The sequence below is a fragment of the Snodgrassella sp. M0351 genome (assembly GCF_016100575.1).
GTDB lineage: Bacteria > Pseudomonadota > Gammaproteobacteria > Burkholderiales > Neisseriaceae > Snodgrassella > Snodgrassella alvi.
Map to the genome: position 1 here is coordinate 1 of NZ_JACFSG010000003.1, position 16278 is coordinate 16278.

Sequence of the window (16278 nt, forward strand, 5' to 3'; positions counted from 1 at the left end):
AAGAAGGCGAACTATACGCCTCCACAAATCCCCTGTCAACTCCTGCCTGCATTTATTTTTAACTTTCTTCTCATTCAACTGTTTTATCTGTGTTTATTTTTGGTGCCTTTGACTCAGTCTTTGCGGTTTTATTTGACTCCACTATCTGCCGATTGGGATGTTGACTTGTTTATACCCTCTATTCCTTCTACTTGTGACTAGATGACTGTACTATTTATCCGGGTCTTTTTTGAGTTTAGCATTTTCATAGTATTCTTTTTTAAATCTCAACAATGCTATTTGCTTTTTTAATGTTTCCATGGTTTCGAGCAGTTTTTGCTCTTGCTGGCTAATTATATTCAGCCGCTGATCCAGCGTTTTGTCTCCTTGCAAACAGAGCTCTACATAGTGTTGAACATCTTTTATAGACATATTGGCATTGCGTAAACACTCGATTAATTTTGCCCATTGTAAATCTGCATCTGAAAAAAATCTTTTGTCATGCTGATCTCTCTGTAAGAATGGGAATAGATTAAGGGAATCGTAATAGCGCAGAGTATGTGCTGATAATCCAAGAATTTGGGCCGCTTCGGTTACAGAATATTTAGGTTTGAGGCTTAACTGTCCATTATTGGCTATTGATAAAATACAATCCTGTAAATCCACCATTTTTCACCTCTTTAGTTTTATAAATCAACAAAATATAACAGTTAGTAAAGACGGGATATTAAGCTTGACTTCGAGTTACTCTAATTATTACATTTAATGTCTATTAAATGAATAAAATCTGAAAGAATGGGAATATGAACCTAAATAATATTAGAAATTTTTGTATTATTGCTCATATTGATCATGGTAAATCTACGCTGGCTGACAGGTTAATTGAAATGACAAAAACGGTCAGCGAAAGAGAAATGAAAGAGCAATTATTAGATAATATGGAGCTTGAAAGAGAGCGCGGTATTACTATTAAGCTCCAGACTGTGCGTATGTACTATCAAGCCGAAGATCAAGCTGAGTATGAACTTAATTTGATTGATACGCCCGGTCATACTGACTTTGCCTATGAAGTTTCCCGCAGTTTAGCCGCTTGTGAAGGGGCATTATTGGTGGTTGATGCCACACAGGGAGTGCAGGCTCAGACTATTGCTAATTTAAAATTAGCGCAGGAACAGAATTTAACGATTATTCCGGTTATCAATAAAATTGATATGCCAAATGCTGATGTAGAACGTGTTACCAAAGAGCTCGAAGAGCTGGATGGGATTAATCTGGACAATATTATATTGGCTTCGGCAAGAACAGGGGCCGGAGTCGATAATATTCTGAATGCTATTGTTAAAGAAATACCGGCACCTAGTGGTGAGCAGGATCGTCCTCTTCAGGCTTTAATTTTTGATTCGCATTACGATATGTATCGTGGTGTAGTTCTGCATGTCCGTATCTTCAATGGTTCGGTGACTACTGGTCAGAAAATTAAAATGATCAAAAGTGAACTGGAGTTTGAAGCATTACAGATTGGTGTATTTTTGCCTGAAATGAGGTCTGTTGAAACGCTTGTTGCGGGCGAGGTAGGCTATATTTCTACTAATATAAAGGTGGTGTCCAATGTGAAAGTTGGTGATACATTAATTGATATTAATGCACCAGACACTCCGCCTGTACCCGGATATAAAGATGTTAAACCCATGGTATATGCAGGCTTGTTTCCTATTAAAAATGAGGAACAGGAAAAGCTGCGCGATGCGATAGAAAAACTGGCTCTGAATGATTCGGCCTTTGTTTATCAACAGGAAAATTCTCTGGCACTTGGCAGTGGCTTTCGATGTGGCTTTTTAGGCATTTTGCACATGGAAATTATTCAGGAAAGACTAGAACGGGAGCATGGTATTGAAATTATTTCTACGTTTCCTAGTGTTGAGTACCGGGTAACGCTTACGAATGGCCAGGTAATAACGGTAAATAATCCGACATTGTTACCGAGTTTTGAAAAAATAGCTTCCATTGAAGAACCTTTTATCGAGTCAGCCATTATTATTCCTGTGGAAAATATTGGCGAAATTATGAATCTGTGCCAGGAAAAGCGAGGTATATTCGTTGATATGACCTACCTCAATAACAAAATGGCGGAACTATTTTTTAAACTGCCGATTTCTGAAATTGCCTATACTTTTTTCAATTCATTAAAATCCATCACGCATGGTTATGCTTCAGTTGATTACCGCGACAGATGTTATATTGCATCTGATCTAGTGAAAATGGATATCTGGCTGAATGATGAAATAGTAGATGCATTTTCATTTATTTTACCGCGCAGCAGTAGTTTTGAACGCGGTAAGCAAATAGCTCTGAAAATGAAGCACGTGATTCCGCGCAAGTTATATCCCATGCCAGTTCAGTCTGTGGTTGAAAACAGAGTTATTGCGCGTGAGGATATTCCGCCCTTACGCAAAAGCGTAACCGGAAAAGGATATTCCGGCTCTCTATCCAAAAAGAGAAAAATTGCTAAAAATATAAAAGATAATAAAGTCAGACAACGTAAGTTTGGCGGTGTAGATATTCCTCAAGCTGCATTCCATGCGGTGCTGGATATTAGCTGATAAGTATTTATCTCTGTCAATTTAAAGCTAAGAGGGTATGCTTTTTCTATACCCTCTTAATTTTTCTACAGCTATTAAAATAATACTTTGAGTATTAACTGTTTTAGCTTACATTTTTTGTACCTGAATTTCATTTAGATAGATATCCTTTTCAGGTAAAGGTTATATACGACAAAATTATCAATGGTTATATACCAGATAGATATAGCTTATAAAATAAGAACATCACTGGCAATCTGTTATCTTTATTAGGAATTATTGACAACTAAAAACAAAATAAATTGTCATGAATTAATCAAATAGAGTTCATTGAATATCGTAGTACAACTTTTAATATATCCTCTCGTTCCAGTTAGAAATCTATTTTCTAACGAGATCAAAATAAATTCTCATAATGCAATAAAAAACTCTGCTCGATAATTTAACTGAGTTAATTATTTAATCAACTGTTCGTCATTAAGATAGTTTTAAGAAGTAGAGCAATCTTTTCCATTGTGGTCACGCATCAGCTCAAAATCATGGCCCAGTGCAAAATTTGTTGCACTAAAGGCCTACTATTTTATTAACACACTCCATAATATTGTTTTTTTTATAAAAAGAATTGTTATTTTATACATTATAAATGATAATGATTATTATTACTTTAATAAGGTACTCATTTAATGAAACCGTGTAATAACAGTCCTGCTTCTCGACTTTGGCAACTCACCTTTAAAAATAAAATTTTAATTATTTTATCTTGTTTATTTTCAGTTTTAAGTGTTGCTACTGCTTTTATCCCTTTTATTTCGGTTTATTATATTGTTTACGAAATAATAATGAGTTTAGCCGATAAGCACGTATTAAATAACGGCCTTATTATTCATTATGGTTGGCTGGCTTTTATTGCGGCTGCATTGTCGCTATTTTTTAATTTCCTTGCACTCTGCTTCTCGCATATTGCTGCGTTTAAAACGCTTTACTATTTGAAATATAATTTCGTTCGGTATTTATCATATTTACCATTAGGATTTTATACTGAACATTCGAGTGGAGAGTTACGAAAAATCGTTGATGATGATATTGAAAAGATAGAAATTTTTATTGCTCATCAACTCCCTGATATGGTTGGTTCGTTTGCGACTCCGATTATCATTTTAATTATTTTAGCTGTTTTTGACTGGCGTTTAGGGTTGGCAACGCTGGTACCCATTATTTTGGCTTATATTGTTTTGATAAGCGGCTACCGTCGTAAAGATATTAAAAACCATATGCAGGAGTTTCAAAATCGACTCATTGATATGAGTAATGCTTCAGTTGAATATATTCGTGGTATTGCTGTTGTAAAAGCTTTCAATCAAACTTTTTTCTCATTTAAACGCTTTTATGAGTCAATCAAAGCGTATCAAGTATTTTGCCTTAAGTTTACTGATTGTTTTAAATATCATATGGCATTTTTTCTACTGATATTAAATAACATCTATCTTTTTATTCTCCCGGTAATAATTTTCTTACTCGGTTCTGTAGATAATTATGCAAATTTTATCTTAGCTTCTATTTTTTATTTAATTTTCTCACTGGCATTACCAGCGCCTTTTTTAAAACTGATGTATGTTTCTCAAGGCCTTCAAAAAGCAGTTAAAAGCGTTGAAAATATGGATAGTGTTTTAAACGTAAAACCTTTAGCTGAACCCGAATCTGGTTTAGAAGTAAATCGTTATGATATTGGTTTTAATGATGTCACTTTTGCCTACAATAAGATTCAGGGTAGTGAGGCGTCAGAGAATAATGCGCTAAGTCACATTTCGTTTACGGCAAAACAAGGAACAACTACTGCTCTGGTTGGGCTTTCCGGCAGTGGTAAAAGTACAGTCTCATTGCTTATTCCCCGCTTCTTTGATCCTGATGAAGGTTCGATAACGATTGGTGGTGTAGATATTAAGCAAATGAAAAGTGAGTATTTATTGTCGTTAGTGAGTTTTGTGTTTCAGGATGTTTTTCTCTTTAAACAAACTATTTTAGATAATATTAAAATCGGCAAACCCGATGCCCGGTTAGATGAAGTTATTGCCGCCTCTAAAGCTGCACAATGTCACGAATTTATTGAAAAGCTGCCAGACAGCTATCAGTCGGTAATAGGTACTAAAGGACTGCATCTTTCAGGCGGTGAAATGCAACGTTTAGCAATCGCCCGCGCATTATTAAAAAACTCACCTATTTTAATTCTTGATGAAGCCACTTCTTTTGCTGATCCTGAAAATGAATACAAAATTCAGCTTGCCTTGAAAGTTTTGATGCAGGGTAAAACCGTTATTATGATTGCTCATCGTTTATCAACAATAAAAGATGCAAATCAAATTGTGGTATTAGATAAAGGTCGAATTGTTGAAAAAGGAACGCATGAGCAGCTAATTGATAAGCATCATACCTATTACAAAATGTGGCAATACTATAAGCAAACATTAAATTGGCAAATGTATCAGTCTGGTCAAGATGATGAGGTGGCATATGTTTAAAAAATTATTGATGTTGTCTGATGCAGAGAATAAAAATCTTAATCAAGCTATTATCGCCTGTATCATCTCTAATTTGACATTAATGTTACCGTTTGTCATTTTATTACAGATAATTATCCTGCTAATTAAGCCATTAACTGACCAAATTCCTGTAAATATAAATTACTTATGGATTATGGCGGGAGCAGGCGTAGTTTCAGCCTTATTATTCTTATTTTGTTATAAAAGAGAATATGAAAAAACTTATGCTAATGCTGTTAGTCAGGCAGCCAATACCCGAATTGAAGTTGCTGAAAAAATCCGCAAACTACCGCTTAGTTTTTTCAACCGAAAAGATCTTTCTGAACTTACGGCTAATATTATGGGTGATTGTGCCGTTATTGAGAACATGCTTAGCCATGTGATACCCCAATTAATCGGTTATTCAATCAGCAGCCTGATAACTTGTTGTTTATTGGCATTTTATGATTGGCGGATGGCTGGTGCTATTTTTTGTACTCTGCCGATTTCTATTATTATTGTTGTTATTGGTAAAAGACTTGAACAAAAATTTGGTGAAAAACATGTTCAGGCTAAATTAATTGTTTCCGACGAAATTCAGGAATATCTGGATGGTATTAAAATTATCAAAGGTTACGGAATAAGTGGTAAAAAATTCCAACGCCTGGATAAAGCCCTTAAAAAAATGATGTGGGCATCAATTAAGTTTGAAGGAATAGGAGGAATTATTGTCACTTTGTCTACCATGACACTACAAGTCGGTTTAGGCATAGTGGTTTTACTCGGTGTTTCACTGATGGTTTCTGGCAGCTTAAATCCAATTACTTTTATTGCCTTTGTTATTATCAGTTCACGAATTTATAGCCCTCTGATTTCTATTTTGACATTATTACCCGAGCTGTTTTATATGCTTGTTTCCATCGATAGAATGAGAAGTTTACAATCTGAGTCTATTATGGAAGGAAAAGAAGATGTGACTTTTGCTAATCATACTATCAATATTGATCATGTTAATTTTTCCTACAATCAAATAAACGTTATTAATAATTTAAGCTGCACTATTCCAGAAGGAAAAATGACAGCATTAGTTGGACCATCAGGTAGTGGTAAAAGTACTTTATTGCAATTGATTGCACGCTTTTGGGATGTAAATTCGGGGAGGATTACCATTGGTAATCTCGATATTAAGCAAATTGACCCTGAAACCTTGATGCATTCAATGGCTTTTGTTTTCCAACAGGTGGTATTGTTTGATGATACGATTATGAACAATATTCGCATCGGAAGGCATAATGCATCTGATGAAGAAGTCAAACTTGCCGCTAAAATAGCCAGATGTGATGAACTAATTGCCCGATTACCTGATGGCTGGAATACCTTAATAGGTGAAAACGGCAGTAAATTATCGGGCGGTGAAAGGCAACGAATCTCAATTGCCAGAGCATTATTAAAAAATGCTCCTATTATTTTGCTTGATGAGGCTACCGCCTCATTGGATCCTGAAAATGAGATTTATATTCAGGAGGCAATCGCCAGTCTGGTCAAAGACAGGACTGTAATCGTTATTGCTCATCGTTTAAAAACGATTATTGGTGCGGATAATATTATTGTTCTGGATAAAGGCTCAATTGCGGAACAAGGTAATTACCAAGACTTGATGAACAATAATGGTTTATTTACTAAGCTTTATAGTTTTCAAAAACAAGCATTATCTGTTAATTATTGATTAATTATTTTTCTCATAATTATCGGTATATGTTATAGCGACATAACTGATAAGAAACAGGCGCAGGTTGCAGTCATTCATTTAACGGGGAAATACCATGTTTTATTTATCTGATGCTGAGCTGGATAAACTATTACTCGATGATATCGCTTATGGTGATTTAACCACCCGTGCTTTAGGTTTTGGCCGGCAGGCTGGAAAAATGACATTCTGTCGCCAGAAAGCTGGCAGGGTTAGTGGTGTGGCCATTGCAGCCAGGCTGTTGCAGAAGCTTGGGCTGGAAGTAGTGATACAAGAACAAGATGGTACTGATGTTAATACTGAAACCGTGCTGTTAACCGCTTTTGGTCAAGCTGAAAATCTGCATCAGGGCTGGAAGGTGGCACAGAATGTACTGGAATGGTGCAGTGGTGTAGCACAATATATGGCGCAAATGCTGGCAAGCGCACATGAGATTAATCCGCTGGTACAAATTTCCTGCACGCGTAAGAGTATTCCCGGTACGAAATCTCTGGCTATTGCGGCTGTAATAGATGGCGGAGGAATATTACATCGTGCCGGCACAGCTGAGTCTGTTTTGCTGTTTGCCAATCACCGCCATTTTTATGCACAGCCGGATGATTGGGCTGCTATGGTAACGCGTTTAAAGTATGCTGCGCCGGAAAAGAAAATTATTGTCGAAGCAGATAATATCGAAGAGGCTTTCGCAGCACTGGCAGCACAGGCAGATATTGTACAGCTGGATAAATTTACGCCGGAAGAATTTGCAATGGTGTTAGCAAAACAGCAAATATTAGCGCCAATGAGTTTATTGTCTGCTGCCGGTGGCGTTACTTTATTAAATATAGCGGAATATGTTCGTGCGGGAGCGCAATTACTGGTTACCTCTGCGCCCTATTATGCCCCGCCGGCAGATATTAAAGTGAAATTGAAACCTGTTTAATGCTGATTTGTGTTTTAAATGATTAGCTGATGGTTTACTGCATAGTATTGGCGACGACATTAACTATGGTTGATGGAATAGTTATAAACAATAGTGCATCAACCATAGTTAATTGTAAGTAACTAATTATCTGCTTTACTTATCCAGACCCTGCTGCACCATATGCGCCGCTCTGATTACTGCTCTGGCTTTATTTTGAGTTTCCTGCCATTCCAGCTCTTCATCTGAATCAAAGACGATACCGCCACCACTTTGTACATATAGTGTATTGTTTCTGACAACACCAGTACGAATAGCGATACATAAATCCATATCTCCGGAAAAACTCAAATAACCGGCTGCTCCGCCATAAACACCGCGTTTGTTTGGCTCCAGTTCTTCGATGATTTCCAGAGCACGCACTTTTGGTGCGCCTGAAAGCGTACCAGCCGGAAAGGTGGAAGCCAGTACATCCAGATTCGATGTTCCATCCTGTAATTCACCTTCAACATTGGATACCAGATGCATTACATGAGAATAGCGTTCGATAATCATTTTATCGGTAACTTTTACCTGACCGATTTTACTAATGCGTCCGACATCATTGCGTCCAAGATCAATTAACATGACATGCTCGGCCACTTCTTTGGGATCATTTATCAGATCCTGTGCCAGTGCCTGATCTTCGTCTGGTGTTCTGCCCCGAGGACGCGTTCCGGCAATAGGACGTACGGTAACGCTGCTTTGTTCACGTCTTACCAGAATTTCCGGAGAAGACCCCACCACATAGAAGTCGTCAAAATGATAATAAAATAAATAAGGGGAAGGATTTAAAGTACGCAGAGCACGGTACAGACTCAATGGATTATCGTAAAAAGGCATGCTCAGACGCTGACTGGGGACAACCTGCATACAATCGCCATTGAGAATGTACTCTTTCACCCGTTTAACATAATTTTTATATTGCTCTTCGCCAGTTTCTTCCACTGGCTCAGTTAATTCACTGCCAAGTGACAATGGCAACTGCACACTCTGACGCAGCGCGGTGCGTAACTCTTCTAAACGTGCTCTGGCCTGCTGATAACCATCTTTTTTACTGGTATCGGCATAAACAATCAGATAAATTTTGCCTGATAAATTATCCACAACCGCCAGCTCTAAGGAAAGCAGCAGAAAAATATCGGGCACGCCAATCGGATTAGGTTTGTCTGCCTGCTTCAGCCGGTGGGCTATCTGTTCAAAGTGATAAATGGTTTCATATCCGAAATAACCTACCAATCCGCCTGTAAATCTTGGCAGGTCAGGAATATCAGGAGTTTTATATCTGTTCTGAAATGTTTTAATGAATTCCAGCGGGTTACCCTGATGCGTTTCTATTAGCTGATTTTTCTGGTATACCCTTGTGTTTTGTCCGGATATTTTAATATAGGTATCACAGGGCAAACCGATAAAAGAATATCGACCAAAACGCTCACCATTTACTACCGACTCCAGCAAATAGCTGAATGGTTTATTTGCCAGTTTCAGATAAAGTGACAATGGTGTATCCATATCTGCCAGCACTTCCTGTACTAATGGAATATGAGTATAGCCGGCAGTCATTTGTTGCTGATATTCAGCTAAAGTGATCATGATTTATGCTTGGTGTTGTTTAAAAGGTGTGGTTTCTGATTGGAAATTTTTACAAATAGTACTATTTTCCCTTTCAACATCATAACTTAAATCCGCTTTAAAAGCATTTATCAGATGCATATCTGAAGTAATGGAATGGTCTCTGACTCTGCAACTCATTTCCGTATTATCAATGGTATTGCTTATTCCATAAGCAATTACCTTCTTTTTAACTATATACTATCCAGAATTTTCCAGTCGATTTTTAACTCATATAAGCTAATAAAAAAGCTGCTTAGTGTAGCTAAGCAGCTTTTTAAAACAGACCCGTTTAGTCTTCGGCAGGCATTTCACCATCAGTATCATCCAACTGCCCTTCGGTATTCTGAGCAGTGATACCTACTTTATTGCGAATTTTAAGATTAATTTCGTCGGCTATTTCCTGATTATCTTTCAACCATTGACGTACATTGTCTTTACCCTGACCTATTTTGCTGCCATTGTAGCTGTACCATGCACCTGATTTTTCAACAATGCCTAGCTTAACGCCGATATCAATCAACTCACCTTCCCAGCTGATACCTTCGCCATACAAAATATCGAACTCAGCCTGTTTAAATGGCGGAGCTACTTTGTTTTTGATTACTTTAACGCGTGTTTCATTACCAATGACATCATCACCTTTTTTAATCTGGCCGATTTTACGGATATCCAGACGTACAGATGAGTAGAATTTCAGTGCATTACCACCAGTAGTGGTTTCAGGATTACCAAACATGACACCGATTTTCATACGAATCTGATTAATGAAAATAACCAGAGTATTGGTTTTTTTGATGTTACCAGTGAGTTTACGCAAAGCCTGACTCATCAGACGGGCCTGCAAGCCGACATGACTGTCACCCATTTCGCCCTCAATTTCAGCCTTGGGTACCAGAGCTGCAACCGAGTCAACAACAACCATGTCCACCCCGCCACTGCGAACCAGCATGTCACAAATTTCCAGAGCCTGTTCACCGGTGTCAGGTTGTGATACCAGTAATTCTTCAACTTTTACCCCAAGTTTACGGGCGTAAATCGGATCAAAGGCATTCTCGGCATCGATAAATGCACATACACCACCATCTTTCTGACACTGTGCTATGGCTTCCAGACACAGCGTTGTTTTACCGGAAGATTCCGGTCCGTAGATTTCTACGATACGACCACGTGGTAAACCACCTACACCCAGAGCCAGATCCAGTCCGAGTGAACCGGTAGAGATTACTTCGAGATTTTCATCGGTATGGCTGCCATCCATTTTCATGATGGAACCTTTACCAAAATTCTTTTCTATCTGCGCCAGTGCCGCAGCCAAAGCCTTGCTTTTTTCATCTGACATATTGATATGCTCGCTTGTACTGTATGATTAACTTAATAAAGTTAATTATCTCATAAGCCTATGATTAGATGTTTAGCAAAAGCTTATTTATGCTATCTATTTGAATTATACGATTTTGTTATTTGTTACTGAGTAGTGGAATGCCCGTCTGCAAAAGGTTATACAAAGCTGTAATGACTTCATTCAAATGCTAATTTACGAATTTTTATTTAATTTTAGCCAGATAGCAGTCAGGTTTATAACGGGTTGATAAAGATGATACACTATTGGTTTACATTAGTGACTATTTTGTCACAATAACCATAACATCAATGATTACCATCTGCCGTTATGGTGCTTTTCTAAAAATAATGATATTTGAACAGTCATCTATTCTATCCAATTCGTAACAGTTGTATGTATTTGCAGACAACAACTGGAGGTTGTCAAAATGAATGCTTTTGCCAGCCTGGGTTTATCTCAGGAAATTGTTTCTGCGCTAACAGAACAGGGTTATCACGAACCTACACCTATACAGTATGCGGCTATTCCGAAAGCACTGGCAGGTATGGATCTACTTGCTGCCGCACAAACAGGCACAGGAAAAACTGCAGCCTTTATGCTGCCAAGTCTGGAAAGACTGAAACGCTATGCTAATACCAGTACATCTCCGGCAATGCATCCTGTGCGTATGCTGGTACTGACACCAACTCGTGAGCTGGCTGACCAGATTGATCAGAATGTACAGGGTTATCTGAAAAATCTTTCTTTACGCCAGACTGTGCTGTTTGGCGGGATGAATATGGAGATTCAGAAACAGGATTTACGTCAGGGCTGCGAGATTGTTATTGCCACAGTAGGACGTTTGCTTGACCACGTACAACAAAAAAATATCCAGCTAAACAAAGTGGAAATTGTGGTTCTGGATGAAGCAGACCGAATGCTCGATATGGGCTTTATTGACGATATCCGCAAAATCATGCAAATGCTGCCATCACAGCGTCAGACTTTACTGTTTTCAGCAACTTTTGCACCTGCCATTCAGCGGCTCGCTCAGGATTTTATGCATAATCCGGAAAAAATTCAGGTAGCGGCACAAAATACCACTTCTGCCAATGTGGAACAGCATATTATTGCACTGGATAACGGACGCAAGCGTTCACTTCTGCAGCGGCTGATCTGTGATCTGAACATGAATCAGGTAATTGTATTCTGTAATACTAAGCAAAGTGTTGATCAGGTTAATCGCGAATTGAACCGCCGCGGAATAAGTGCACAAGCCATTCATGGCGATAAATCCCAGCAAACACGTCTGGAAACACTGGCACAATTCAAGGAAGGCGGTTTGCGTGTTCTGGTGGCTACGGATGTAGCGGCACGCGGTCTGGATATTGCTGAACTTCCGTTTGTCATCAATTATGAGCTACCTTTGAATGCCGAAGATTATGTACATCGTATCGGGCGTACCGGTCGTGCCGGCGCTGAAGGGGTAGCTATTTCCCTGATGGATGAGCAGGAACAAAAGGTATTTAATGCAATAAAAGAATTAACTCAGAATAACCTGCAAATTGAACGCATTGAAGGCTTTGAACCGCGCTGGTGGGAACAGGCACCCGCTGAAAATAAAGCGTCACAGACTTCTTCGGTTAAAGTTGAGAGTGATAAAGCGCGTCAGCGCGAACGAGCAGCTAAAGCCAATCAGGCTAATGCAAATAATCAGACAGGCAGAACTCAGGATAGTAATGACGTAAGTGTCAGCTGTCAGCAAATTCCGGGACGTGCGCGCCGTTTCAGCCGTCATAATCATCCGCAATGCGCTCTGCTTCAACCGGATTATGGTGTACGTAAAACCAAAATCAGCCTTTAATTTTTGCGATTAATTATTTGAAATAGCTATTGTTTTAATAATAGCTATTTTTGTTTGTATTAAAATTAAGAAAATAGTTGGGAATTAGTCCAACTACCGGTATAATACCGCGCTGTGGCGGGTCTCCCCGCATGGTTATTTAGGACAACGGGTCAGGTGCGGAAGCAAGCAGCCCATCTTAAAGCGACCAGTGCCGGGGGTTTGGCTCGCCACCCTTATTTCTAAATTCTCTGTATATTCCTCATCTTTTCCCATTATTATCAAATAATTATTGTATTTAATCTGTCACCTTGCTAATCTGCTTTAATTATATTGTGACAAAGGTTTGTACAATGAACCGCCGCTTTATTTCATATATCATCATAGTATTACTATCTGTATATTCAACAAGTAGCAGTCTGGCAGAAGAAATAAAATTAAATTATGGTGTAGTGGAGCTGAGTGCACAGGCGTCGCAAACCGTTACCCGGGATGAAATGGTGCTGGTATTGAAGATTCAGCAACAGGGAGCGGACAGACAACAGATCAGCAATAAAGTTACCAGTCAACTGAATCAGATTCTGGCTAATGCACACCGGCATGCTGATTTTAATACCACACAATTAACGCGTGCGGTTGAGCCAAGATTTGATTATCAAAAAGATAAACGCATCGATAATGGCTGGCAGGACAGTGCTCTGATACAGATTACAAGTACAAATTTAGCGGCTTTAAATCAGTTCGCTGCTACAGTACAGCGTCTGGCAATCATTGAAGCTATAAATTATCAGGTTGCGGATACAACACTGAAAAACTATGAAACAAAATTAATCCGACTGGCCATTGCCCGTTTTCAGGAGCGTGCAACACAAATTACTCATGAACTAGGCGGTCATGGATACAAAATAGTGAATATAAATTTAGGCAATAGCCAGCCTACCCAGAATTATGCAGCCTATGCTCAACCTATGATGCTAAGCCGTACAGCCGGCTCTGCTCCGGTTCAGGATATTGCAGCCGGTGAAACTTGCCTCACATTAAACATTAATGGAAAAATTCAGATAACCGGACTACCTGAATAAAAAACCAGTCACTCTTACTTAAATTAGTTTAATAAATTTATGAATTCTGAACAGAAATCTGGATAAAATAAAAGCCAGCTTAAAAAGCTGGCTTTTATTATTAACTGGCACGCCCACGGGGAATCGAACCCCGGTTACCGCCGTGAAAGGGCGATGTCCTAACCGCTAGACGATGGGCGCGGAAACTTGGTGCACCCGGAGCGATTCGAACGCCCGACCCTCTGGTTCGTAGCCAGATACTCTATCCAACTGAGCTACGGGTGCGAGAAAGATGTGCAGTATAGGTAACATCGGCATTACTGTCAAGACCAGTCATAATTAAAAAATAGCAATATTAAGCAATATACTGTTTTATCGACAGATAAATTCATATTTAAATTCTGGAGACCTGTATAGATAGTGTTTATATAAATTCATTAAACTTCTTAGTATAAAGGCATTATTCCATAACCTGCATTTTAGTATAAAATGACTATTTTTTAAGCGTTAATTATTTGCGTCATGAGTATTGTTACCAACGATGACGCCGCTGCATTTGCCGAGCTGGCAGCGGTTTTTTGTACGCTGCCTCTGCCTGTTGCCATAGTCGATCTTGAAACCACCGGTGGCCATTTCGCTAAGGATCGGATTACTGAAATCGCTATTTTACGTTTTCATCAGGGTTGTATCAGCCGACATCAATGGCTGGTTAATCCGCAGCAACCCATCAGCGATTTTATTACTAAGTTAACAGGTATCAGTAACGAAATGGTGCAGAATGCACCGAGCTTTACCGACATTGCAGGTGAGCTTCTACCTTTACTGCGCGGGCACCTTCTGGTCGCACATAATAGTCGCTTTGATTACACTTTTTTGCGTCATGCTTTTGCACGCAATAATATTAATTTTGCAGCACCAACACTTGATACAGTCCCCTTTTCACGCAAATTATACCCGCAGCATTTCAAACATAATCTGGATGCCATTATTGCGCGTTTCGAAATTGATCTGAACGCAGCCGACCGCCATCGTGCCATGGGTGACGTTCTTGCTTTAACTGAGTTTTTACAGCGCAGCTTGCGTGAGCATGATAATGCCCTTTGGCAGTCTCAGTGGCGGGCAATGATTAAACCGGGTTATTTCCCTGCATGGCTTAAACCTGAATTACGTCAGCAATTATATGCCCTGCCAGACAGCTCCGGGCTTCTGTTACAACATTCTCCGAATCAGCCTGAATCTTTAATGATAGTGGAACGGGCTTTTACCGATATATGTATACAATTTCAGCGCCAAAATACACAAAGCTACTGGAAAAATACTACAGAAATTAATTTTATTCCCGCAGTCAGCTCTTTGCATGCATTATGGCTATATGGTTACTATCAGTTACACCCACAAACACAGACACATTTATCCAAATCTTCCTCACCTGCTAACTGGTATACGGTTTCTTTTGTAGCCAATCAGCGCGGACAATTACAGGCAAGAATTATTCGACTACAGGAAGAAATATTGCGACATCCGCCTTACGGATTATTTGCTCATCCGCGTGCAGCAAAACGTGCATTATCTGACTGGGCACACCGCTATGATCTGTGCCCAGCGGTACTGGATATTCTGCCGCAAAGCATCAGCACTCATGAGCCTTGTCCGAAACAGGCTGCTCATTTATGTGATGGTCACTGCCGTAAAGAAACAGCTATGGCTGACCAAAATGACAAAGTTATGCAATATGCGCCATTGTTACCGGTTTGTGACTGGGGAAAATGGCATCAGATACGTGTTACTGAAACAGATGCCGTAACTGATACGAATGTGACGATTGAGGCTCAGGCAGGCTGTATCCGGCTGGATGATCAGCACTGGTATTTTCATCCTCTTTTACCTAAACTACTTAAACAGAGATTGAAAAAACCGGAAAATATCGAATTTATACGCTAATTAAAATAAAAATCAGGCTGTAGCAAAAATTTTGCTACAGCCTGATTTTTTAATGCATTAAACCCTAATCAGGATTTACTCTGTTGTAGATCAACTGATTTTTCTGTTGACCCACCGTCACGTGTAGTATTTTTGCTTTTAGGATGTGTCAGCTGCTCGTGGCTATGTATCACGTTAGGACCGATACGATCAGGTACCTGATCCGGCATGCCGTTAATTGGGATAACGGCCGCTTGCATCACATCAGTATAAGGCAAGGTCGAATCCGCATCTGTGTGCGGATTTTTATTTTCTGAACTGGTCATAAATGCCAAAGTGACACTTTTATTAGCACGTTTCTGTAGTAGTTCCTGCAAAGTATTTTTTTCCATCAATTGCTTTGCATCAATATTGAGTTGTTGCAATACTTTTTCATAGCAGCGATTTAACTCATCTACAGCACTGGCAGTATGAATAAAATGCTGGTCTACCTGCTGACGATAACTGTCAAAGCTGGCTTTAACTGACTGATATTGCTGATTCTGACTACTGCGCCGCAATAACAGCCACATCAGCCCCATACCAAGCACCAAACCGATTATGGCAGCAATTAATACATACAACCAAATCTGACCACTCATGCTGTTTTCCTTTTCCTGTTGAATATCATATCTGACATCAGCCCCATGCAGATTACTTTATCATTATGGTTAGCATAGCATAACGCATTCCAGATTATTATTGATTAAAGATTTAAC

At 39.2% G+C, this 16278-nt stretch carries 10 protein-coding genes, 2 tRNA genes, 1 other RNA gene and 1 pseudogene; 8 read left to right on the plus strand and 6 right to left on the minus strand.

The window, feature by feature from the left end:
• Positions 1-210: 210 nt before the first annotated feature.
• Positions 211-648: a MerR family transcriptional regulator gene (locus tag H3V01_RS09430; RefSeq protein WP_198186642.1), complete on the minus strand. Its 438-nt coding sequence runs from the start codon at positions 646-648 to the stop codon at positions 211-213.
• A 134-nt stretch (positions 649-782) separates the two neighbouring features.
• Here H3V01_RS09430 and lepA point away from each other — a divergent pair, with 134 nt between their 5' ends.
• From lepA to modD, 4 genes are all read left to right on the plus strand, one after another.
• Positions 783-2579 (plus strand): translation elongation factor 4, encoded by a 1797-nt coding sequence (gene lepA / locus H3V01_RS09435; protein WP_198186643.1) that lies wholly within the window; start codon positions 783-785, stop codon positions 2577-2579.
• A gap of 662 nt (positions 2580-3241) precedes the next feature.
• On the plus strand, positions 3242-5074 hold the full coding sequence (locus tag H3V01_RS09440; protein ID WP_198186644.1) for an ABC transporter ATP-binding protein: 1833 nt from the start codon (positions 3242-3244) through the stop codon (positions 5072-5074).
• Entirely contained in the window at positions 5067-6800 is a 1734-nt protein-coding gene (locus H3V01_RS09445) for an ABC transporter ATP-binding protein (protein ID WP_198186645.1), read from the plus strand. The genes H3V01_RS09440 and H3V01_RS09445 overlap by 8 nt, the downstream gene beginning before the upstream one ends.
• A gap of 97 nt (positions 6801-6897) precedes the next feature.
• Positions 6898-7743 (plus strand): ModD protein, encoded by an 846-nt coding sequence (gene modD / locus H3V01_RS09450; protein ID WP_198186646.1) that lies wholly within the window; start codon positions 6898-6900, stop codon positions 7741-7743.
• A gap of 135 nt (positions 7744-7878) precedes the next feature.
• On the opposite strand, the gene trpE is transcribed toward modD, so the two are convergent.
• Complete coding sequence (gene trpE / locus H3V01_RS09455) at positions 7879-9354, minus strand: anthranilate synthase component I (protein ID WP_078474534.1); 1476 nt, start codon at positions 9352-9354, stop codon at positions 7879-7881.
• Between the two features lie 310 nt (positions 9355-9664).
• Positions 9665-10714: a recombinase RecA gene (recA, locus tag H3V01_RS09460; protein WP_025329915.1), complete on the minus strand. Its 1050-nt coding sequence runs from the start codon at positions 10712-10714 to the stop codon at positions 9665-9667.
• Between the two features lie 430 nt (positions 10715-11144).
• Between recA and H3V01_RS09465 the strand changes: the two are divergent.
• The 3 genes and pseudogenes from H3V01_RS09465 to H3V01_RS09475 form a co-directional block, all read left to right on the plus strand.
• Positions 11145-12381 (plus strand): annotated as a pseudogene (locus H3V01_RS09465) (DEAD/DEAH box helicase); the annotation flags it as partial.
• A 295-nt stretch (positions 12382-12676) separates the two neighbouring features.
• Positions 12677-12774: signal recognition particle sRNA small type (ffs, locus tag H3V01_RS09470), an RNA gene on the plus strand.
• Between the two features lie 118 nt (positions 12775-12892).
• Entirely contained in the window at positions 12893-13621 is a 729-nt protein-coding gene (locus H3V01_RS09475; protein WP_198186648.1) for an SIMPL domain-containing protein, read from the plus strand.
• Positions 13622-13726: 105 nt separating this feature from the next.
• Here the strand turns inward: H3V01_RS09475 and H3V01_RS09480 are convergent.
• Both H3V01_RS09480 and H3V01_RS09485 read right to left on the minus strand, forming a co-directional pair.
• Positions 13727-13801, minus strand: a tRNA-Glu gene (locus H3V01_RS09480).
• Between the two features lie 7 nt (positions 13802-13808).
• Positions 13809-13885 (minus strand) — tRNA-Arg (locus H3V01_RS09485).
• 237 nt (positions 13886-14122) lie between these two features.
• Here H3V01_RS09485 and H3V01_RS09490 point away from each other — a divergent pair.
• Positions 14123-15541 carry a 3'-5' exonuclease gene (locus tag H3V01_RS09490; RefSeq protein WP_198186649.1) on the plus strand — a complete coding sequence of 473 codons (1419 nt, stop codon included), beginning with the start codon at positions 14123-14125 and terminating at the stop codon, positions 15539-15541.
• 68 nt (positions 15542-15609) lie between these two features.
• Here the strand turns inward: H3V01_RS09490 and H3V01_RS09495 are convergent, their stop codons facing one another.
• A complete protein-coding gene (locus H3V01_RS09495) occupies positions 15610-16161 on the minus strand; it encodes a ZapG family protein (protein ID WP_198186650.1) in 552 nt (183 codons plus the stop codon).
• Positions 16162-16278 lie beyond the last annotated feature (117 nt).